Source organism: Citrobacter sp. Res13-Sevr-PEB04-36 (assembly GCF_015672735.1).
Classification (GTDB): domain Bacteria; phylum Pseudomonadota; class Gammaproteobacteria; order Enterobacterales; family Enterobacteriaceae; genus Citrobacter.
In genome coordinates, this window is the sequence record NZ_JADABY010000023.1 from 68931 (window position 1) to 91125 (window position 22195).

A 22195-nucleotide genomic window follows, 5' to 3' on the forward strand; every position below is an offset into this window, starting at 1 on the left:
TCTTATCCGGCCTACAGACTACATCTGTCGTAGGCCGGATAAGCGTTTAGCGCCATCCGGCAGAGTGAAATATCAAGCGTTGTAGGCGTTTTCACCGTGGCTGTTAACATCCAGCCCTTCGCGCTCCTGTTCTTCCGGCACGCGCAGCCCTACCGTCATATCCGCCAGCTTATAGCCGATAAAGGCCACCACACCGGACCAGACAATGGTAATCGCCACGCTTTCCAACTGTACCAGCACCTGATGCCCCATGGTCACTCCCTCAGCAAAGCCCACGCCGCCCAGCGAACTGGCAGCGAACACCCCGGTCAGGATACAACCGATGATGCCGCAAACGCCGTGCACACCGAATACATCGCACGGATCATCAACACGCAGAAAACGTTTCAGCATCGTCACGCCCCACAGCCCCGCCAGACCAGCAATCGCGCCGATGATCAACGCCCCACCAACACCGATGTAACCACAGGCAGGTGTCACGCCAACCAGGCCCGCAATAGCACCTGAACATGCGCCCAGCAGCGACGGTTTGCCGCGCAGTGCCCACTCACCGAAGATCCAGCCGAGAATGGCCGCCGCGGTCGCCACTACGGTATTCACAAAGGCCAGCGCGGCGATTTCATTAGCCGTCCCTGCAGAACCGGCGTTAAAACCAAACCAGCCGATGTAGAGAATTGCAGTCCCGGTAAAGACCATCGGCAGGTTATGCGGCTTGAAAGCCTCTTTGCCAAAACCCACACGTTTGCCAATCAGATAAGCGCCCACCAGCCCGGCTATAGCGGCGTTGATATGCACCACCGTCCCGCCCGCGAAATCCAGCGCGCCATGGGAAGCCAGCAGACCACCGCCCCAGACCATATGAGCAATCGGAATATAGGACAGCGTCAGCCATACCACTACGAAAATCAGTACTGCAGAGAAGCGAATACGTTCAGCCAGCGCACCAACAATAAGTCCAACGGTGATGCAGGCAAACGACCCCTGAAACGCAACGTGAATGTACTGGTAGAAGCTCCCCGTTACCGCCGTCAGTGCAATATTTTTCAGCATCACCCAGTTGAAGTTGCCAAAGAAGCCATTCCCCTCGCCAAAGGCCAGCGAGTAGCCATACACCACCCATAAAATGCAGACCAGTGCGAACGTCACCGTGACCTGCGTCAGCATCGACAGGACGTTCTTGCCGCGAATCAAACCGCCGTAAAACAGCGCGATACCCGGAATCGTCATAAACAGCACCAGCGCGGTGCATATCATCATAAAGGCGTTATCGGCTTTATCCGCGACGGCTGGCGCTGCCATCGCCAGTCCCGGCAGCAGCGCCAGTGAAGCGATACCTGTTTTCATCGTTGCTATCTTCATTTTTTGGTTTCCTATCACTGTGTGCCAGAAGTTACAGTGCGGCTTCGTCGGCTTCGCCGGTACGAATACGAATCACACGTTGCAGCTCGGCGACAAAAATTTTGCCGTCGCCAATTTTTCCGGTGTAGGCCGACTTGCTGATGACATCGATCACCTCATCAAGTTGATCGTCGGCAATCGCCACATCAATCTTCACCTTCGGTAAAAAATTGACGCTATATTCGGCTCCCCGGTACAGCTCGGCATGGCCTTTCTGTCGACCAAAGCCCTTCACTTCGGTGACGGTCAGCCCCTGAATACCAATAGACGACAGTGCTTCACGGACGTCTTCCAGTTTGAACGGTTTGATTACCACGGTAACCAGCTTCATAGATCCCCTCCAGTCAGAATTCAGTAGTGGCTGCAGATACACAGGATGAATATTGCAAGGGATGTGCCAGGAATGAAAAACGCGGGATGATTCAGGCTCGCAGGGCGCGGCCGGAGTGGAAAAAGAAAAAACGCACTATAACGGTGCATAGTGCGTTACATTTTTGCACCAGATTGTTGATGCTTCTCATACCGATTTTGCCGTAGGCCGAATAAGCGCAGCACCATCAGGCAATAACGGAATCCTCATGTACGCTGGCCGCCAGCTCTTCACCCGCCAACTGCAGCTGATACATTTGCCAGTAACGCCCTTGCGCCGCCAGTAATTGCTGATGCGTACCGCGCTCAACGGCCTGCCCCCGGTGCAGCACCAGAATGGTGTCCGCGTCCACAATCGTGGAGAGTCGATGGGCAATCACCACCAGCGTAGTGTGTTCGCGCACAGCCGCCAGCGCCTGCTGAATGGCCTGCTCCGTGCCGGAGTCAATGCTGGCGGTAGCTTCATCCAGAATAAGTACCTGCGGCGTTTCGACCAGAACCCGCGCCAATGCCAGCAGCTGTTTCTGCCCCACGGACAAATTATTGCCCTGTTCGCCCAGTCGGGTATGAATACCATCGCTCAGGCCACGCGCCAGCTCAGCCAGCTGTACGGTCTCCAGCGCCTGCCAAACTCGCTCTTCAGAAATATCACGGCCCAGCGTGACGTTAGCCAGGAAAGTATCCGCCATCACCACCGGGTCCTGCTGCACCATCGCTACGCCCTGACGCAAGACACGATGGCTCAACGAGGAGAGCGGCCGCCCGTCGAGACGGATCTCCCCTTGCGTCAGCGGATAGTAGCCCATCATCAGGCTGGCGAGCGTACTCTTGCCACTACCGGTATGCCCAACCAACGCCACAAAACTGCGCGAAGGAATGGACAGGCTGATATTTTGCAACACCAAATTGTCATCGCGATAAGCAAACGACACGTTATCAACATCGATGCAGCCACTCTTCAGCGGTTGGTCATCGTCACCGTAATGTTGACGAGGCCCATCCATCAGCTCGAAGACGCGCTCACCAGCGACAACCGCCTGCTGCAGCATGGATTGTTGGGTCGTCAGCTCAATCAGCGGCTCGTTCAAACGCCCGAGATAACTAATAAACGCATACAGCACGCCAACCTCAATGGACGATCCAGACGTCACGCTAAACAACATCAGTAAACCGCAGAGGATCAGGGCAGAAAACAGGCTCAGCAACGGACGCAGCAAAAAACCGTCCAGCCGCAGGGTCTGCATGCGTGCCATGTAGTGCGAGCGGCTAGCTTCGCCCATTCGCTCACCAAAGCGCGCCTGTTGGCGGAACTGTTGGATCACACTCATACCGTTAATGACTTCGTTGAAGCCATCGTTAATATCGGCCAAATAGGTGCGAACACGGCGCACAATCGGGGTGCTGTAGCGCTGATAAATCACCATCACCACCATCACCGCCGGAAATATGGCCATCGCCACCAGCGCCATGCGCCATTCAAGGCTAAACATCGCCACCAGCATGGCGCCAATTAAGGCCGCACTGCGCAGCACTGTTGCCACCACTGTCACATACAGGTCACGGATCACTTCGGTGTCGTTGGTTACGCGAGAGATAAGCTGCCCGACAGGCTGGGTGTCAAATTCACTCAACGGCTGGCGCAGCGCAGCATCCATAACATCCGTGCGTAGCTGTTGCACCACACCGACAGCAGCCTGGTTAAATAACAACGACTGCGCATAGTGCAAGCCCGCCGCCAGCAATTGTAGACCGACATAAGCCGCAGCCAGACCGGCCACCATCGCCAGTGGAAGGTTATTTTTCGCCACCATATTATCGATAAAGTAGCTTATCAGCAGCGGGCCGCTGACTTCCGCAGCCGCCGCCACCCAGAGCATCACCACCGCGATGGCCAGCGGTTTTCGCCACGGTGAACCATAGCGCAGCAGCCGTTTCAGCGTCGGCCATAATTGCCCAAAACTACGCATTCGCCGCCTCCTCATTTAACGCAGGGGCATCAGACAGCGCCGCTTCCAGTTGCTGATAGCGATACATATCGCGATACCATCCCGATTCCTGGACCAGCGTGTCATGGTCGCCACGCTGGGCAATATGTCCGTGCTGCATCACGATAATCTCGCTGGCTTCTGTCAGCGCCGACAAGCGGTGGGCGCTGATAATAACCGTTCTTCCCTCGCCCCACTGGCGCAGGTTATGCAGGATCTGATGTTCGGTACGGCCGTCTACCGCCGACAGCGCATCGTCAAGAATCAGAATTTCCGCATTAAGCAGCAGCGCGCGCGCAATAGAAATTCGCTGTTTTTGCCCGCCCGAGAGCATCACACCGCGCTCGCCCACTTCGGTGTCATATCCCTGCGGCAAACGTAAAATATCCTCATGCACGCTGGCGAGGCGCGCCACATGTTCGATTTCGGCCTGCGTCGCCTGCGGGCGTCCAAGCGCAATGTTGTTGGCGACAGTGTCCGAAAACAGGAACGGCGTCTGGCTAACAACCGCCAGCCGGCTGCGCCAGCTATCAAGCTGCAAGCGTGTCAGCGGAATATCATGAAAGCGAACGTCGCCATAAGTAACATCAAAGTGGCGCTGGATCAGCGATAAAATGGTACTTTTCCCGGCACCGGTCGGCCCGCAAATGCCCAGCATCTGTCCAGGCTTAAGCTGAAAGTTGACGTTTTCCAGCGTCGGGTGCGCCGTCAGCGGGTAGCTGAATTCACGAATCACAACCGCCAGTTCCCCGCGTCCTTCCGGCACCGGCTCGGTGCCATCGTTGACCACGGGGGCTTCAGCCAGCATGGCGCGAATGCGGCTATAGGCAGCACTACCGCGTTCAACGATGTTAAACATCCACGCCAGCGCCAGCATTGGCCAAATCATCAGCCCGAGATACATCATAAAGCTGGTCAGCTGACCGAGCGTCAGCGAACCGTGAACCACCATCCAGCTTCCGCCGCCAATCGCTAACAGGTTCGCCATACCGATGGCGATATAGATTGTTGGGTCAAAACGGGCGTCAATGCGCGCGACGCGCATATTTTTCTTACCGGTATCTTCTGCATCTGCGGCAAATAAGGCTGACTGCCGGTCCTCCAGTCCAAAAGCTTTAATCATGCGAATACTGGTCAGACTCTCCTGGGTACGATTATTAAGGCCGGAGAACGCCGCCTGCGCCAGCTTAAAGCGGTTATGAAGACGATCGCCGTAACGTTTGATCATCAACGCCATCACCGGCATCGGTAGCAGGGCAAACAGCGTCAGCTGCCAGCTGATTTGTGTAGACATCACGATCAGCACCGCACAGCCCATCACCAGCGAGTCCACCAGGGTCAGCACGCCTTCCCCGGCGGCAAACACCACCCGGTCAACGTCGTTGGTGGCGCGCGCCATAAGATCACCCGTGCGATGACGCAGGTAAAATTCAGGATGTTGACGGCTCAGTTGGCGGTAATAATCTTCACGCAGCTCAACCGCCAGCTGATAGGATGCGCCAAACAGCAGTACGCGCCAGACGTAGCGTAGCAAATAGACCACCACTGCAATCAGGGCGATCGTGCCAACCCACATTAACAGGCGTTCGGTTGTGAAACGCTGAGCGGTGACGCCATCCACAATAATGCCGACCACTTTTGGCGGAATAAGTTGAAGGATAGCGATGATGATAAGCAGGGCCACAGCCCCGAGGTAGCGACGCCACTCCCGGCGAAAGTACCAGCTTAATTGAGCAAATAATCGCACGCGTTATGTCCTGACATGATTTCCGACAATGAGCGCCGGGAGAATTATTCAATAGGTAGAGCAGTTGTGTATTTAATCTGTTCCATCGCAAAGCTTGAAGTGACGTCCGACAGCCCCGGTACACTGTTCACCAATCGTTTGTAGAAGTCATCGTAGCGTTTCATATCCGCGACCTGAACCCGCATCAGGTAGTCATACTCCCCGGCCATGCGCCAGAACCCCAGAACTTCTGGCATCCCGGTAACTTCGGTCACAAAGCGACAGTACCATTCACTGCTGTGATGCTGCGTTTTGATCAGCACAAAGGCGGTTAGCCCCAGCCCAAGTTTTTCGGGGTCCAGCAGCGCGACTTTGCCAAGCAGAACGCCGTCATCCTCAAGCCGCTTGAGTCGTTTCCAGCAGGGGGTGGTTGTCAGATTAACGGCATCCGCGAGTGCCTGCAAAGAAAGGGTGCAATCCTGTTGCAGCAAGCCGAGCAGCTTGCGGTCAATTTTGTCTAACATATCCACTCCACAGAGAAGAATTTTCTCCCTACATTCTATTTTAAAGGCTAAATGGCAACAATTTTTTCCGTGCTTTTCGCTACTCTAGGCACAAAATGACAAATGGATATTAATGATGAATAGCTCCTGGGTTAAAAACGCCATCAATGAAATCAATGCGGATTATCAACGCTCCGCAGACACCCATCTTATCCGCCTGTCACTTCCGGCGTTCCCAGGTATTCAGCTGTACCTGAAAGATGAAAGTACACATCCGACCGGTAGCCTGAAACATCGACTGGCGCGTTCACTGTTCCTGTACGGACTGTGCAATGGCTGGATCAAAGAAGGCACCACCATCATTGAATCATCTTCCGGCTCTACGGCGGTTTCTGAAGCCTATTTCGCCCGCCTGCTGGGGCTGCCGTTTATCGCCGTCATGCCGTCTTGCACGGCAAAACGCAAAGTTGAACAGATTGAGTTTTACGGCGGTCGCTGCCATTTCGTGGAAAGCGCCTGCGAAATTTATGCCGCGTCTGAACAGCTGGCCCGTGAGCTCAACGGCCATTACATGGACCAGTTCACCTACGCCGAGCGCGCCACCGACTGGCGCGGCAATAACAATATTGCCGACAGTATCTTCCGCCAGATGTCATGTGAGCCACATCCCGTTCCCCGCCACATTGTGATGAGTGCCGGAACCGGCGGCACGTCAGCAACCATTGGGCGCTACATTCGCTGCCAGGGTTATGACACCAGGCTGATGGTAGTAGACCCGGAAAACTCTGTTTTTCTACCATACTGGCAGGCGCGTGATGCCACATTACGCAGCCCGGTGGGCAGTAAAATCGAAGGTATCGGTCGCCCGCGCGTCGAGCCGTCTTTCATTCCTGACGTGGTTGATGAAATGCTGCGCGTGCCGGATGCCGCCAGCGTCGCCACCGCACACTGGCTGGAAACACAGTTGGGTCGCAAAGTCGGCGCGTCAACCGGGACCAATATGTGGGGTACACTGCAACTTGCCGCTCGTATGCGTGAAGCCAGAGAAACGGGCTCGCTGGTAACACTGCTGTGCGACAGCGGCGAACGTTACCTTGAGACCTACTACAACCCAGAGTGGGTCAATGCGCATATTGGCGATTTGACACCATGGAAAGCGGAAATCTCCCGACTGCTGAATACCCAGTAATCCAGCAAAAAAAAAGCCAGACCTAATGGTCTGGCTTGCTGGAAGGGATCTCTCATTCGGGGGAATAAGGTAGATGCGGATTATCCAGCCAATGTGTTAAAAAGTGCGATACCGCCTGATTGCGACAATGTCCAATCACCGGTAAATCAGGAAGCTCAGCAATTAATTGCGGCATGGCGTTGCCCATAATCAAACCTCGCCCCACGCTGCCCAGCATCTCGCGATCGTTCATCGCGTCACCAAATGCCATACACTCGGCCATTGAAAAACCTAAATGGTCGCTCAGTACCGCCAGCGCAGAGCCTTTGTTACAACCCAACGGCAGCACTTCAAGACAGTCTACGGCGGAAAAACAGAGATTTGCCTGCTCACCCAGCGCCTCATTCAATTGAATGCGCAGGCGGATCAGGTCGTCATGATCGCCGCAGAAGCAGATCTTCGTCACTTGATGCGCGGGGATACGTTTCACATCCACGATCTGATAACGGAATCCGCTGTACACATGCGCCTTGAGGATCTCCGGGATCTCCTGCCTGGTGAACCAGCCATTGTCATTAAAGACATGCATGCTGGCCTGGGTATCCCACTTCTGATGCAGGACGGTATCTGCTGCCTCGGGTGCCAGATCCTGACGATGCAGTACGTCCCCTTCCAGCGAATGAATACGCGTCCCGTTACCCGTTATCAAAAATGCGTCCAGCGAGAGGGTCCCTAAGATATGACGCATCTCCAGCACATGGCGGCCAGTGGCAAACGTCAGCGTGATGTCACGTTCACGCAAGCGCGCCAGGGTAGAGAGCGTTTCATCACCTAAATGGTGATTCGGCATCAACAGGGTGCCATCCATATCAAATGCAGCCAGACGAGCCATTTCTTTCTCCACACTGTGACGCGGTTAACTTGTGGTTCAGTATCACCTGAGATATACGGAAGTAATAGTGAATAGATAAAACGAATTGTTCCGGGTTTATTTTGCCCGAAGGATGAAGTGCAAATGCGACTTTTGAATCGATTGAATCAGTACCAACGCCTCTGGCAGCCCTCAAACGGAGAGCCGCAGTCGGTCACCGTCGGCGAACTGGCTGAGCGCTGTTTTTGCAGCGAGCGCCATGTCCGTACGCTGCTGCGCCAGGCACAGGAAGCGGGTTGGCTGTTATGGGAAGCACGCTCAGGACGCGGGAAACGGGGGCAACTGCGCTTTTTGGTCACGCCCGACTCACTGCGCAATACGATGATGGAGCAGGCACTGCAAAAGGGAGAGCAGCGTAGCGTGCTTGAACTGGCGCAACTGGCCCCCGGAGAATTAAGAACGCTGCTGCAGCCGTTTATGGGCGGCCAGTGGCAAAACGATACGCCAACCCTACGTATTCCCTACTACCGCCCACTTGATCCCCTCCGCCCCGGCTTTCTCCCCGGCCGCGCCGAGCAGCATCTGGCCGGGCAAGTCTTCTCCGGACTGACCCGTTTTGACAGTACGACCCAACGCCCCTGCGGCGATTTGGCCCACCACTGGGATATCTCTGCCGATGGCCTGCGCTGGGATTTCTATATTCGCTCTACGCTGCACTGGCATAACGGCGACGCGCTAAGCACCACACAGCTACATCAACGCCTACAGCGACTACTGGACCTGCCCGCGCTCAATACGTTATTTATCAGCGTGAAGCATATTGAGGTGACACATCCTCAATGCCTGACGTTTATTTTACATCGACCCGACTTCTGGCTGGCACACCGTCTGGCCAGCTACAGCAGTCATCTGGCGCACCCGGAACAGCCGCTCGTCGGTACCGGCCCGTTTCGGCTGACGCAGTTTACCCCTGAACTGGTACGCATTGAGAGCCATGATCACTATCACCTTAGCCACCCGCTGCTGAAAGCCATTGAATTTTGGATAACACCGCAGCTTTTCGACCAAGATCTGGGTACCAGCTGCCGCCATCCGGTGCAAATTGCGATTGGCAAACCTGAGGAGCTACCGATGCTGAGCCAGGTCAGTAGCGGGATCAGCCTCGGATTTTGTTATTTAACACTCAGGAAAAGCGCACGACTGAACACGCTACAGGCGCGTAGGTTGGTCAATATAATTCACCGCTCTTCCCTGTTACAGACACTTGAGGTAGAAGAAAATCTCATTACCCCAAGCAATGCGCTGCTGCCAGGATGGACCATTCCAAAGTGGGATGAGCTGGATGAAGTTGCCCTGCCGGAAAAACTGACGCTGGTCTATCACCTACCGGTAGAACTGCACGCCATGGCTGAACAGCTTCGTCAGGCACTAGCGCTACTAGGATGCGAGTTAACGCTGATTTTTCACAATGCCAAAAACTGGGACGGCAACCATCCTCTGGCCCAGGCCGATCTGATGATGGGTGACAGGCTGATTGGCGAGGCGCCGGAATACACGCTTGAACAGTGGCTACGCTGCGATCAGCTCTGGCCGCATGTTCTGGATGCCCCGGCATTCTCTCATTTGCAGGCCACGCTGGATGCGCTGCAAATTCAGGCAGACGAGAACCATCGTCACGCGGCGTTACAGCAGGTTTTCGCCGGCCTGATGAATGACGCCACGCTGACGCCGCTGTTTAATTACCATTACCGCATTAGCGCCCCGCCGGGCGTTAATGGCGTACGGCTCAATCCCAGAGGCTGGTTTGAGTTCGCTGAAGCCTGGCTGCCACCACCTTCATCATGAAGAAGCTGGTCGACGGCACGTCCAAACGCTACCATAGAGTTTTCGTTATTTGTCAGGAAAAGCCATGAAACGTGCCGTTGTTGTATTTAGTGGAGGTCAGGACTCCACCACCTGTCTGGCGCAAGCGCTACATCAATATGATGAAGTGCACTGCGTGACCTTTGATTATGGTCAGCGCCATCGCGCTGAGATTGATGTCGCACGTGACCTGGCTTTAAAACTGGGCGCACGCGCGCACAAAGTTCTCGATGTCACTCTACTTAGCGAACTGGCAGTCAGCAGCCTGACCCGCGATAATATTCCGGTACCGGATTACGAGCCGGACGCAAACGGCATTCCCAATACCTTTGTGCCAGGACGTAATATTTTATTCTTAACGCTGACGGCGATTTACGCATATCAGGTGCAAGCGGAAGCGGTCATTACCGGCGTTTGCGAGACCGATTTCTCCGGTTACCCCGATTGTCGCGATGAGTTTGTCAAAGCGCTGAATCATGCCGTGAATTTGGGCATGGCAAAAGATATCCGCTTTGAAACCCCACTGATGTGGCTTGATAAAGCCGAAACATGGGCGCTGGCCGACTACTGGGGCAAGCTGGCTCTGGTTCGTGAAGAGACGCTAACCTGCTATAACGGCATTAAGGGCGACGGTTGCGGCCAGTGTGCTGCCTGTAACCTGCGGGCCAAGGGTCTGAACCATTACCTGGCGGATAAACCGTCAGTGATGGCGGCCATGAAGCAGAAAACCGGATTAAAGTAATTTGCCGCGGTGATAGTGCCGGATGGGACGTTAATGTGTCTTATCCGGCCTACAAATCCGCATCATTTGCAGGCCTGATAGTTTGCAGGCCCGGCAATCTTCCCTTACTGCACCATCTGCTCCAGCTTTTCGCGCAACTCCCCTTCCAGCGGCAGCGCCTTCTGCGTTTTTAAATCGATACAGACGAAGGTAATCAACGCATCGGCCACTACCTGCCCTTCCGGCTCTAACGTGATGGTCTGGTTTAATACGCCACTTTTGCCATTTAACTGTTGTACCTGGCTGGTGACGGTCAACAGGTCACTCAGCACGGCGGGACGACGGTAGTTGATGTTAATATTAACCACCACAAACGCGATGTTGTGCGCGGTCATCCACTGAAAGCTGTCACTGTTTTCCAGACCGTCCCAGCGGGCCTCTTCCAGAAACTCGAGGTAGCGGGCATTGTTAACATGCTGATAGACATCGAGATGAAAACCACGAACTTTGATTTGTGTTTGCATAACGCAGGAACCCTAATTTGTTTTTATAGGAATAGACTTCAGGATAAGGAGGTCATAACTGGTATGACCTCTACAGTCTGGCAAATTTTCAGCGCTCTGCAAGTTATTAAAGTGTTAAAACAGCCAGGTTACGCTCCACCAGTGAACTGCCCATTCCCGGTACCTGTTTTAAGTCATCGACAGTTTTAAACGGCCCGTACTCCTCCCGATAGCTCACTATCGCCTGCGCTTTCTTTAGCCCAACACCATTCATGACCCGCGCTAAATCCTCCGCCGACGCGGTATTGATGCTTACCCTGGTGCCTTCATCATCACTGCCTTTTGTTGGTGCCGTCGCTTTGCTATGCGCCGCGCCCGCGCCTTCTGCTTTGGTCTGGACCGCCTGGCTTTTGGCGCCCGGTTCGGCAGCCAGAGCGCTTTGGCTCACGCCTGCACAGGTTAATGAAAGGGTGATCAGCAGTGCTTTGATTCCATGTTTCATACTGTTTTCTCCTTGTTTGTTAACAGTGGAATCACGATAGCGAGCTGGAGAACGGCAGACAAATGGCAAAATTCAAAAATGGAAAAGGCCGCGAAAGCGGCCTTTGGTGTATACAACTTTTTGCAATTTTTTGCGAAGCGTCTCGATTATTGCTGCTGTTCCAGCGCGTCACCGACTTTAATTTTTGCCGCTTTACGCAGGTTGCTCATCAGCGCTTCGAAGACAATCTGTGCGTTGTTCTGAGTAATCCCCTGAACCATCGCTTTCTTCTGCTCTTCTGGCATTGAACCGGCTTTCACCGCGTCGAGTGCCAGCAAAACAACGTTGCCCTGCATATCGTTCGCTACGCCGTAGCTCGGCTTGTCTTTCGCCGGCAGCGCCAGACCAAATGCCGCCTGACTCAGCGGATCCTGACCAGTACGGCTCAGGGTTTTCGCTTCACCAAAACTCAGGCCAGCTGCTTTCATCGCTTCATCGCCTTTACCGGATTTCAGCTCAGCCAGCAATTTGTCGGCATCCAGCTTCGCTTGCTGCTCTGCTTTATTGTGCTTAACAAGCGCGGTTACTTGATCTTTCACCTCAGCCAGCGGCTTAACGGCTTCAGCTTTATGCTCTGCAATACGCAGCACAAACGCGCGATCGCCATCCACGGTGATGATGTCAGAGTTGCTGCCCGGAGTGCCATTCTCACCAACCAGACCACCATTGAAAATGATGTCTGAAACAGGTTTGAAATTCAGCTCTTCCGGCAGGCTGTCACGACTAAACCAGCCCGTTTCAACAGCTTTCATACCTGCAGCCTGCTCCGCACCCGCCAGGGATTCGTTGTCGTTGCTCGCCGCATCGCTGACTTTCTGCTGCAGGGCGTAGTATGCGTCCAGCGCTTTTTCCTGCTTCACTTTCGCCGCAATCTCGTCACGCGCTTCGCTCAGCGGTTTAACCTGCGCTGGCTGGACATCATCCAAACGTGCCACGAGGAAACCAACAGAAGACTTAATCACGCCTGACAGCTGGCCTTTTTCTTTCAGACCCGCATTCTTCAGCTCTTCTGGTGTGGTGGATTCTTCCAGCCATCCCATATCACCGCCGTTACGGGCAGAGATAATGTCGGCGGATTTTTCCTTCGCCAGGGCAGCAAAATCGCCACCTTTGTTCAGCGCATCCAGTATCGCTTTGGCTTCATCTTCCGTTTTGGTCTGAATGATGCTGTAACGGTTACGCTGCGGCTGAGTGAACTGATCCTGATGCTGGTCATAATAAGACTGAATATCCGCATCGCTGGCCGTTTCCTGCATGGCAGCAGCATCCAGCTTGATGTAGCTCACGCGGAACTGCTCGGGCATCATAAAGTGGTTTTTGTTCTGCTCGTAGTAGCTGGCAACTTCCTGCTCGGTCACCGACTGCTTTGCCGCAAGCGCGTTGACGTCAATGGTCGCTTCACGCACGATACGCTGCTGTGCGACCAGCGCCGCCAGCTCGTCCGTTTCACCCTTCAGCATAAAATCTGTCCCGGCGACACCGTTGATCAGTTGCTGAGTAGTCAGTTGGTTACGCAGCGCCTGAGCATACTGGTCCGCGGTCATTCCCATCTGATTAACAATCGCGTTATAGCGGTTGTTATCAAATTTACCGTCAACCTGGAATGCAGGCGTGGAGAAGATAGCCTGCTTAACCTGCTCATCGCTGATGTTGAGTTTCAGTTCGCGAGAGTATTGGTCCAACAGAGCTTCATCTACCAGACGATTCAGCACCTGCTGACGCAGCGTTTTCATGTAGCCTTCATTCGCCGCTAGCTCAGAATACTGGTCGCCCAGTTGCTGCTGCATGCGATTACGTTCACTGTTGAACGCATTTTCGAACTGCCCGCGGCTGATCTCCTGGCCATTCACTTTGGCGGCGTAGTTATTGCCCCCGCCAATCAGGTAACCACTCACGCCGGTCAAAATGAACGACACGATAATGATACCGAAAATAATCTTGAGCACGAGACTGTTAGCAGCCGTGCGTAAGCTGTCCATCATGGTGTAACCACACTCCGCTGTAGATGACTATACACATTATCCTTTAAGCTGCCTCCGCGTTGGCTACAACAACGGCGACAAGGAATTAGAGTATATATGCTTCACGCAGCATAGCGTTTCCTGAACGCTGCGCACAAAGGTCTATTGTGACAAGAAACAGGGGCGATTGTCAGCACACAACACGTAGAAAGTCCCGGAATCACAAATAAAAAAGGCACATCTGTTGATGCGCCCTTGTACTTAGTCACATCCCCATAGGGGGAATCGCTTAGTTTACCGCGTCTTTCAGTGCTTTACCTGCACGGAAACCCGGTACTTTAGCCGCGGCAATGGTGATCTCTTTACCAGTTTGCGGGTTGCGACCAGTACGGGCAGCACGCTCTTTAACGGCAAAAGTACCAAAACCTACCAGCGCTACGTCATCACCTTCTTTCAGGGATTCGGTAACAGAAGCAATAATTGCATCTAACGCACGTCCAGCCGCAGCTTTGGAGATATCAGCCCCTGCAGCAATTTTGTCGATCAGTTGAGATTTATTCACTCTTCTCTTCCTCTTTATAATTTATATCGCACCTGAATCCTTCAAAGTGCGAACGCGCAGCAGTTATATCAGGCCTGCCATGCCCTTACAACACCCGTTAATGATGGCAAGCCTAATCCGTCATCTAAATTAGCTATACAAAAAAAGGCTGGCAAGTCCGAAATGGCCTGCCAGCCCTGTTTTTATTAGTGCTCTTTGCGCGAGGTCACTATTTTGCCGTCACAACCTGCATTCCGGACGGTTCATTTTGCAGCGCCAGAGTCAGAACTTCCTCAATGCGTTTCACCGGATGGATGTCCAGATCGGCGAGAACGTTATCCGGCATCTCTTCCAGGTCACGTTTGTTTTCATCAGGAATTAAGACCGTTTTGATACCACCACGGTGTGCTGCCAACAGCTTTTCTTTCAAACCACCAATTGGCAGAACCTGACCCCGCAGGGTGATCTCGCCGGTCATGGCAACATCCGCACGAACCGGGTTACCGGTCAGACACGACACCAGCGCGGTACACATGGCAATACCTGCACTTGGGCCGTCTTTCGGCGTTGCCCCTTCCGGTACGTGAACGTGGATGTCACGTTTTTCATAAAAGTCCGGATTAATACCCAGTTTTTCCGCACGTGCGCGTACCACGGTCAGCGCTGCCTGAATAGATTCCTGCATCACCTCCCCCAGAGAACCGGTATAGGTCAGCTTGCCTTTACCCGGTACGCAGGCGGTTTCAATGGTCAGCAGATCGCCGCCCACTTCCGTCCACGCCAGACCGGTGACCTGACCCACGCGGTTTTCGCTGTCCGCACGGCCGTAGTCAAAGCGCTGCACACCCAGATAGTCGTGCAGGTTATCGCCATTAATATCAATATGTTTCAGTGATTTATCAAGCAATAGCTGCTTAACCGCTTTACGGCACAGTTTGGAGATTTCACGCTCCAGACTACGCACACCTGCTTCACGGGTGTAGTAACGAATAATGCCCACAATGGCGCTATCGTCGACCGTCAGTTCACCTTTTTTCAGCGCGTTACGCTCAATCTGTTTTGGCAACAGGTGACGTTTAGCTATGTTTAGCTTCTCGTCTTCGGTATAACCGGACAGACGGATCACTTCCATACGATCCAGCAACGGAGCCGGAATGTTCATGGAGTTTGAAGTCGCAACAAACATCACGTCACTGAGATCGTAGTCCACTTCCAGGTAGTGATCGCTGAACGCCACGTTCTGTTCGGGATCCAGCACTTCTAGCAGTGCGGAAGCCGGATCGCCACGCATGTCGGAAGACATTTTGTCGATCTCATCGAGCAGGAACAGCGGGTTTTTAACGCCCACTTTAGCCATTTTCTGGATCAATTTGCCCGGCATTGAACCGATATAGGTCCGGCGGTGACCACGGATTTCCGCTTCGTCACGTACGCCACCCAGCGCCATACGGATGTATTTACGCCCGGTCGCTTTGGCGATGGACTGCCCCAGAGAGGTTTTACCCACCCCCGGCGGCCCTACCAGACACAGGATCGGCCCCTTGATTTTGTTGACTCGGCTTTGAACCGCAAGATACTCAAGAATACGATCTTTCACGCGTTCCAGACCATAATGGTCGGTATCAAGGATCTCCTGCGCCTGACGCAGGTCTTTTTTGACCTTGCTACGCGCGTTCCAAGGTACCTGCACCATCCAGTCGATATAGCCACGTACCACGGTCGCTTCTGCCGACATCGGAGACATCATTTTCAGCTTCTGCAGTTCTGCTTCCGCTTTCTCTTTTGCCTCTTTCGGCATTTTCGCCGCGTCGATTTTACGCTTCAGCGCTTCGTTTTCATCCGGTGCGTCGTCCATCTCGCCGAGCTCTTTCTGAATGGCTTTCATTTGCTCATTCAGATAGTACTCACGCTGGGACTTCTCCATCTGCTTTTTCACACGGTTGCGAATACGCTTCTCGACCTGCAGCAGATCGATTTCAGATTCCATCATCGCCATCAGATATTCCAGACGTTCGTTAACGTCGGACATCTCCAGCACGGACTGCTTGTCCGCCAGTTTTAGCGGCATGTGCGCAGCGATGGTGTCCGCCAGACGTGCAGGATCGTCAATGCTATTAAGCGACGTCAGCACTTCTGGTGGGATTTTCTTGTTCAGCTTGATGTAGCCTTCGAACTGGCTGATTGCGGTACGCACCAGCACTTCCTGTTCGCGCTCATCAATGGCCGGCGAATCAAGGTACTCCGCTTTCGCAGAGAAATGCTCGCCGTTATCAGATAGCGCAGAAATACGCGCGCGCTGTAACCCCTCGACCAGCACCTTTACGGTGCCGTCAGGCAGTTTCAGCATCTGCAAAATAGAGGCCACGGTCCCGACGGTGAAAAGATCGTTTACACCCGGCTCATCCGTTGACGCTTCTTTCTGTGCGACCAGCATGATTTTCTTATCATGGTCCATGGCCGCTTCCAGACAACGGATAGATTTTTCCCGCCCTACAAATAAGGGTATGACCATGTGCGGATAAACCACCACATCGCGCAACGGCAATACGGGGATTTCAATGCGTTCAGAACGCTCAGGATTCATAGAGCTCTCTCTTAGTTTAGTGTCCGCCAGGTAATCAGATGGTATTGCTGTGCTTCTTCTTACCACCTTTAACATGTATGTCAGTATATGGGGATGTTTCCCACACATTCAACGCCATGTTTACGGAAAAATAAAAGGGGAGATAAAATCCCCCCTTTTTGATTAACCGATTGTATAAATTGGTTAATTATTCGCCAGATGCCTGCTGTGCTTCCGGCTTACCGTAAATCAATAATGGCTTACTCTGACCACCGATAACGGACTCGTCGATGACCACTTTTTCGACATCGTCCATAGAAGGCAGATCGTACATGGTATCGAGCAGTGCTGCTTCTACGATAGAACGCAGACCGCGCGCACCGGTTTTACGCGCCATCGCTTTTTTGGCGATAGCATCCAGCGCTTCGTCACGGAATTCCAGATCCACGCCTTCAAGATTGAACAGCGCCTGATACTGCTTGGTCAGGGCGTTTTTCGGCTCTTTCAGGATTTGGATCAGCGCGTCTTCGCTCAGTTCGGTCAGCGTTGCCACCACCGGCAGACGCCCGATGAATTCAGGGATTAGACCAAATTTGATCAGATCTTCCGGCTCAACTTGCGACAGCAGTTCACCTTCGCTGGCTTTATCGGACTGGGCTTTTACCGTCGCGCCAAAACCAATGCCTGAGCCGGTTTCAACACGGTTAGCAATCACCTTATCCAGACCGGCAAATGCGCCGCCACAGATAAACAAGATCTTAGAGGTATCAACCTGCAAGAACTCCTGCTGCGGATGTTTACGTCCGCCCTGCGGTGGCACAGCGGCAACCGTACCTTCTATCAGTTTCAACAGCGCTTGCTGTACGCCTTCGCCGGAAACATCACGCGTGATGGACGGGTTGTCTGATTTACGCGAGATCTTGTCGATCTCATCAATATAGACAATACCGCGCTGCGCTTTCTGTACGTCGTAATCGCACTTCTGCAACAATTTCTGAATGATGTTTTCAACGTCCTCACCCACATAACCCGCTTCAGTCAGGGTGGTGGCGTCAGCCATAGTGAACGGAACGTCCAGCAGGCGCGCCAGCGTTTCAGCCAGCAGCGTTTTACCGGAACCCGTAGGGCCGATCAGCAGGATGTTACTTTTGCCCAACTCGACGCCATTGCTGGTATCGCCGTTGCGCAGACGTTTGTAATGGTTGTATACCGCGACCGCCAGCACTTTCTTCGCCTGCTCCTGACCGATAACGTAATCGTCCAGGTGGTTGCGAATTTCATGTGGCGTCGGCAACGCACTGCGTTCACGATGCGGTGCGACTTCCTTAATCTCTTCGCGAATGATGTCATTACATAAATCAACACATTCGTCGCAGATATACACGGATGGTCCGGCAATCAGCTTGCGCACTTCATGCTGGCTTTTGCCGCAAAAAGAGCAGTACAACAATTTGCCCGAGCCATCTTTGCGTTTATCTGTCATGGGTCAAAACCTCTTCTTTGTTCTTTGTGCCGCACACGACGACGCAAATGCCATTCACAGGCGCAAGCCGCTTGTCAGCGTTGTGCCGCCCTTCATTAGTATATACACAAAATCATTCGAGCTACATCGAGGCGGCAACTAAGCGACTCCCCAGGCGCTTACATAAGTAAGTAACTGGGGGGAGCGCTGGCAGCCAACAAAGAGGTAGCGTTAAGGATGAAGTGTATAGCGACACACTTGCGTCCTGGGCATCAATTACGATGGGTCAAAATCGAGTCAACCAGACCGTACTCTACTGCTTCAGAAGCAGAGAGGAAGCGATCGCGCTCGGTGTCACGTTCAATCTGCTCAAGCGATTGACCCGTATGATGCGCCATGAGTTCATTCATGCGCCCTTTCACTTTAAGAATTTCACGGGCATGAATTTCAATATCCGTTGCCTGGCCCTGGTAACCGCCCAGAGGCTGGTGGATCATGACGCGAGAGTTAGGCAGGCAGAAACGTTTATCTTTTGCCCCTGCAGTCAACAGGAACGCACCCATTGAGCACGCCTGGCCCATACAAATGGTGCTGACATCAGGCTTAATAAACTGCATGGTGTCATAGATAGACATCCCTGCTGTAATTACCCCACCCGGGGAGTTGATGTACAGGTAGATATCTTTTTCCGGGTTTTCCGCTTCCAGGAACAGCATCTGCGCCACGATCAGGTTAGCCATATGGTCTTCGACCTGGCCGGTCAGAAAAATGACGCGTTCCTTAAGTAGACGAGAATAGATATCAAAAGAGCGCTCGCCACGTGAGGTCTGTTCAATGACCATCGGCACCAGCGCCATATGGGGTGCAAAGTTATCTCGTTCGCCGCTGTATGACATTTCCGTCTCCTGGATAAAATTTGAAAAAACCTGCTGTGCTGATTGTAACCTTATGGACGGATTATCAGCTAGTCCCTCAGTAATGGGTACGACATCGCCATAATTCAAGCATAACAATCTTTTGTTGTAACGCTAACACTGAAACGCTGTTTTCGCACCCTTCCCATGCAAAATGCGTGACAAAAAAAAACCCGCCACCGGAAGGTGACGGGCTTATGTGCGAATTTCGTGCTAAAAACGCGACGAATTACGCCTGCTGGTTCATCAGTTCGTTGAAGGTAGTGGCTTTTTCAGTCACTTTTGCCTTCGCCAGAACCGCTTCAACAGCCTGCTCTTCCAGAGCGACGTTACGCATGTTTTCCATCAGCTCTTTGTTCTTGCTGTAGAATTCAACCACTTCTTTCGGATCTTCGTAAGCAGAAGCCATCTCTTCGATCAGGCCTTTTACGCGTTCTTCGTCAGCTTTCAGCTCATTGGTACGAATCACTTCGCCCAGCAGCAGGCCAACAACAACGCGACGCTTAGCCTGTTCTTCGAACAGTTCACGCGGCAGTTCCAGAGCTTGTTTCTCGTTGCCACCGAAACGCTGTGCAGCCTGACGACGCAGAACGTCGATTTCGTTGTCAATCATGGCAACAGGAACGTCGATGTCATTCGCTTTTACCAGACCTTCGATCGCCTGAGACTTAACGCGGTTACGCACGGCGCCTTTCAGCTCGCGTTCCATGTTTTTACGCACTTCAGCACGCAGACCGGCAACAGAACCATCTTCCACGCCGAAACGCTTGATGAATTCTTCAGTCAGTTCCGGCAGTTCACGTTCTTCAACTTTCTTCAGGTTGATAACGAATTTAGCCGCTTTACCTTTCAGGTTTTCAGCGTGGTAGTCTTCCGGGAAGGTCACTTCGATAGTGAATTCTTCGCCAGCTTTATGACCTTTAACACCTTCTTCGAAGCCCGGGATCATACGACCCTGGCCCATCGCCAGTACGAAGTCAGACGCTTTGCCGCCTTCGAACTCTTCGCCGTCTACGGAACCGGTGAAGTCGATGGTGACACGGTCTTCTGCATCAGCAGCGCCGTCTTTATCTTTCCAGGTCGCCTGCTGCTTACGCAGAGTGTCCAGCATGACGTCAACGTCAGCGTCGGTGACTTCAACAACCGGTTTTTCAACTTCGATTGCGTCCAGACCCTTCAGCTCTACTTCCGGGTAAACTTCAAATTCTACCGCGTAAGTAAAATCTTCACCCAGTTTGTATTCGCCCGGAACGTAGTTCGGAGAACCAGCCGGATTAATTTTTTCTTTGATGATTGCATCAACGAAGTGACGGCTCATCAGGTCGCCCAGAACGTCCTGGCGAACAGAAGCGCCATAACGCTGAGCAACAACATTCATCGGTACTTTTCCCTTGCGAAAGCCGTCAATACGCACTTTCTTCGCTACGTTGACCAGCTCGCTTTTCACAGCGGTCTCGATGCTGTCAGCAGCGATAGTAATCGTTACACGGCGGCCAAGGCCTTGAGTGGTTTCAACTGAAACTTGCATCTTGTTACCTCAAAAAATCACAGTGCTCGGTCAACTCTTCTCCGCAAGCACAGGTTGTTGGCTTCGCGGAACCGGGATGTTCTCAAAATCAATCACATTCCCTGTCGTCAGAATCATCCCGAAGACATTCCGAAAAATAAGACGCGCATTATAGCGGCATCACTTTTATGAGTCGAGAACGGTTATCGCGCGTTGCTGCGGCTTTTTTCACAATTCCCGGCTAATTTTTGTCTGAATACTGTACGCCTGGCTCAGAATTCAGACAAAACAAAACGGCCCGCAGGCCGTTTTCACATAATCTGTAGCAACATACTGGAAAAGCGCCGGTTGTTGCAAATCCGTTTTTCTACGCGATGCTGCCCGCCCCACGACAAGGAGGCGATGCAAAAATCGTGTCTTGCAATGCGTCCCACTCCTTAACAGTGTAGGTATGCAGGGCTAAGGCATGTACAGTTGTGGAAAGTTCCGCCGTTAACGTACTGTAAATCATCCGATGACGATTAAGAAAACGTTCACCAGTAAAGCGATCGCTGACCAGCACAACCTTAAAGTGGCTTTCAGAACCTGCCGGAACATTGTGACGATAGCTTTCATCCACAACTTCGAGGAACACGGGTTGGAACGCTGCCCTTAATTTTTCTTCTATTTGCTCACGAATCATCATGAAATTTTTCCTCCGACAACGCTGAGATGTCACCCATCCCTTTAAATACTAGCCGCTTTTACCGTTTCCATTACACCTTAGCAACAAAAAATTAGCGTTTATCTGATTTTCTCAGCCAAACGAATGAAGTTCACTGATTCACCCGTTGGTTTTATTGCATAAAGTCCATTTATGGTCTCAACAAAGTAGATAAACGGACAACACGATGAATTAACATGCGTTACCCACTTCCCCTCGTCGCAGGCGATGTTATGATGGCGGGAATTTTCTCTAACCATAAAATGTAGATCCACTGAGAACCCTGGCATGTTTAAAAAAATCCTCTTTCCGTTAGTCGCGCTGTTTATGTTAGCTGGATGCGCAACGCCACCGACCACCATTGACGTTTCGCCAAAAATTACCCTTCCACAGCAGGATCCGAGCCTGATGGGTGTGACGGTGAGCATTAATGGAGCCGATCAGCGTCAGGATCAGGCACTGGCCAAAGTCACCCGCGACAACCAATTGGTGACTCTGACCGCATCCCGCGATCTGCGTTTCCTGCTGCAAGAAGTGCTGGAAAAACAGATGACCGCGCGCGGTTATATGATTGGTCCAAACGGTGCAGTTAACCTGCAAATCATTGTTAGCCAGCTGTTCGCTGACGTGTCTCAGGGTAGCGTACGCTATAACATCGCCACCAAAGCAGACATCGCCATTATTGCGACCGCAGCCAACGGCAACAAGATGACCAAAAACTACCGCGCAAGCTATTCTGTTGAAGGTGCACTGCAGGCCTCAAACAAAAATATTGCCGATGCCGTTAACAGCGTCCTGACCGACACCATCGCTGATATGTCTCAGGACACCAGCGTTCACGATTTCATCAAGCAGAACGCACGTTAATTTCTGCCCTTATGGCCCGGCGCACGTCG

The 22195-nt window shown here is 52.8% G+C and carries 19 protein-coding genes; 4 read left to right on the forward strand and 15 right to left on the reverse strand.

The window, feature by feature from the left end; translation table 11 throughout:
* Positions 1–72: 72 nt before the first annotated feature.
* The 5 genes from amtB to decR all read right to left on the reverse strand — a co-directional run bounded on the left by amtB (position 73) and on the right by decR (position 6002).
* Positions 73–1359: an ammonium transporter AmtB gene (gene amtB / locus IMQ48_RS06610; RefSeq protein ID WP_196208383.1), complete on the reverse strand. Its 1287-nt coding sequence runs from the start codon at positions 1357–1359 to the stop codon at positions 73–75.
* Between the two features lie 31 nt (positions 1360–1390).
* The gene (gene glnK / locus IMQ48_RS06615; protein ID WP_096758051.1) at positions 1391–1729 is read right to left on the reverse strand and encodes a P-II family nitrogen regulator; all 339 of its coding nucleotides are present in this window, start codon (positions 1727–1729) and stop codon (positions 1391–1393) included.
* Between the two features lie 226 nt (positions 1730–1955).
* On the reverse strand, positions 1956–3734 hold the full coding sequence (locus tag IMQ48_RS06620) for a SmdB family multidrug efflux ABC transporter permease/ATP-binding protein (RefSeq protein WP_196208384.1): 1779 nt from the start codon (positions 3732–3734) through the stop codon (positions 1956–1958).
* Positions 3727–5499 carry a SmdA family multidrug ABC transporter permease/ATP-binding protein gene (locus tag IMQ48_RS06625; RefSeq protein ID WP_196208385.1) on the reverse strand — a complete coding sequence of 591 codons (1773 nt, stop codon included), beginning with the start codon at positions 5497–5499 and terminating at the stop codon, positions 3727–3729. The genes IMQ48_RS06620 and IMQ48_RS06625 overlap by 8 nt, the downstream gene beginning before the upstream one ends.
* Before the next feature lie 44 nt (positions 5500–5543).
* Positions 5544–6002: a DNA-binding transcriptional regulator DecR gene (gene decR / locus IMQ48_RS06630; protein WP_045440577.1), complete on the reverse strand. Its 459-nt coding sequence runs from the start codon at positions 6000–6002 to the stop codon at positions 5544–5546.
* A gap of 112 nt (positions 6003–6114) precedes the next feature.
* On the opposite strand from decR, the gene IMQ48_RS06635 reads away from it, so the two are divergent.
* Complete coding sequence (locus IMQ48_RS06635; RefSeq protein WP_230326301.1) at positions 6115–7170, forward strand: PLP-dependent cysteine synthase family protein; 1056 nt, start codon at positions 6115–6117, stop codon at positions 7168–7170.
* A 52-nt stretch (positions 7171–7222) separates the two neighbouring features.
* Here the strand turns inward: IMQ48_RS06635 and cof are convergent, their stop codons facing one another.
* Positions 7223–8041 carry an HMP-PP phosphatase gene (cof, locus tag IMQ48_RS06640; protein ID WP_196208386.1) on the reverse strand — a complete coding sequence of 273 codons (819 nt, stop codon included), beginning with the start codon at positions 8039–8041 and terminating at the stop codon, positions 7223–7225.
* 123 nt (positions 8042–8164) lie between these two features.
* On the opposite strand from cof, the gene IMQ48_RS06645 reads away from it, so the two are divergent.
* Positions 8165–9865 carry an SgrR family transcriptional regulator gene (locus IMQ48_RS06645; RefSeq protein WP_196208387.1) on the forward strand — a complete coding sequence of 567 codons (1701 nt, stop codon included), beginning with the start codon at positions 8165–8167 and terminating at the stop codon, positions 9863–9865.
* 64 nt (positions 9866–9929) lie between these two features.
* Positions 9930–10625, forward strand: coding sequence for a 7-cyano-7-deazaguanine synthase QueC (queC, locus tag IMQ48_RS06650; protein WP_196208388.1), 696 nt, complete (start codon positions 9930–9932; stop codon positions 10623–10625).
* A gap of 104 nt (positions 10626–10729) precedes the next feature.
* Here queC and IMQ48_RS06655 read toward each other — a convergent pair whose 3' ends face one another.
* From IMQ48_RS06655 to bolA, 9 genes are all read right to left on the reverse strand, one after another.
* Positions 10730–11128, reverse strand: coding sequence for a YbgC/FadM family acyl-CoA thioesterase (locus IMQ48_RS06655; protein ID WP_196208389.1), 399 nt, complete (start codon positions 11126–11128; stop codon positions 10730–10732).
* Positions 11129–11234: 106 nt separating this feature from the next.
* Positions 11235–11609 (reverse strand): helix-hairpin-helix domain-containing protein, encoded by a 375-nt coding sequence (locus IMQ48_RS06660; protein ID WP_196208390.1) that lies wholly within the window; start codon positions 11607–11609, stop codon positions 11235–11237.
* Positions 11610–11755: 146 nt separating this feature from the next.
* Positions 11756–13630 (reverse strand): peptidylprolyl isomerase, encoded by a 1875-nt coding sequence (ppiD, locus tag IMQ48_RS06665; protein ID WP_196208391.1) that lies wholly within the window; start codon positions 13628–13630, stop codon positions 11756–11758.
* Positions 13631–13898: 268 nt separating this feature from the next.
* Positions 13899–14189 (reverse strand): nucleoid-associated protein HU-beta, encoded by a 291-nt coding sequence (gene hupB / locus IMQ48_RS06670; RefSeq protein ID WP_219352570.1) that lies wholly within the window; start codon positions 14187–14189, stop codon positions 13899–13901.
* Positions 14190–14379: 190 nt separating this feature from the next.
* Positions 14380–16734 (reverse strand): endopeptidase La, encoded by a 2355-nt coding sequence (gene lon, locus IMQ48_RS06675; RefSeq protein WP_196208392.1) that lies wholly within the window; start codon positions 16732–16734, stop codon positions 14380–14382.
* 187 nt (positions 16735–16921) lie between these two features.
* Complete coding sequence (gene clpX / locus IMQ48_RS06680; RefSeq protein ID WP_196208393.1) at positions 16922–18196, reverse strand: ATP-dependent protease ATP-binding subunit ClpX; 1275 nt, start codon at positions 18194–18196, stop codon at positions 16922–16924.
* Between the two features lie 251 nt (positions 18197–18447).
* Positions 18448–19071, reverse strand: a complete 624-nt coding sequence (gene clpP, locus IMQ48_RS06685) for an ATP-dependent Clp endopeptidase proteolytic subunit ClpP (RefSeq protein WP_096758064.1) — start codon at positions 19069–19071, stop codon at positions 18448–18450.
* 247 nt (positions 19072–19318) lie between these two features.
* Complete coding sequence (tig, locus tag IMQ48_RS06690) at positions 19319–20617, reverse strand: trigger factor (RefSeq protein WP_196208394.1); 1299 nt, start codon at positions 20615–20617, stop codon at positions 19319–19321.
* Positions 20618–20963: 346 nt separating this feature from the next.
* Complete coding sequence (bolA, locus tag IMQ48_RS06695; RefSeq protein WP_196208395.1) at positions 20964–21281, reverse strand: transcriptional regulator BolA; 318 nt, start codon at positions 21279–21281, stop codon at positions 20964–20966.
* A gap of 306 nt (positions 21282–21587) precedes the next feature.
* Here bolA and IMQ48_RS06700 point away from each other — a divergent pair, with 306 nt between their 5' ends.
* Positions 21588–22166, forward strand: a complete 579-nt coding sequence (locus IMQ48_RS06700) for a lipoprotein (RefSeq protein ID WP_196208396.1) — start codon at positions 21588–21590, stop codon at positions 22164–22166.
* Positions 22167–22195: the final 29 nt, after the last annotated feature.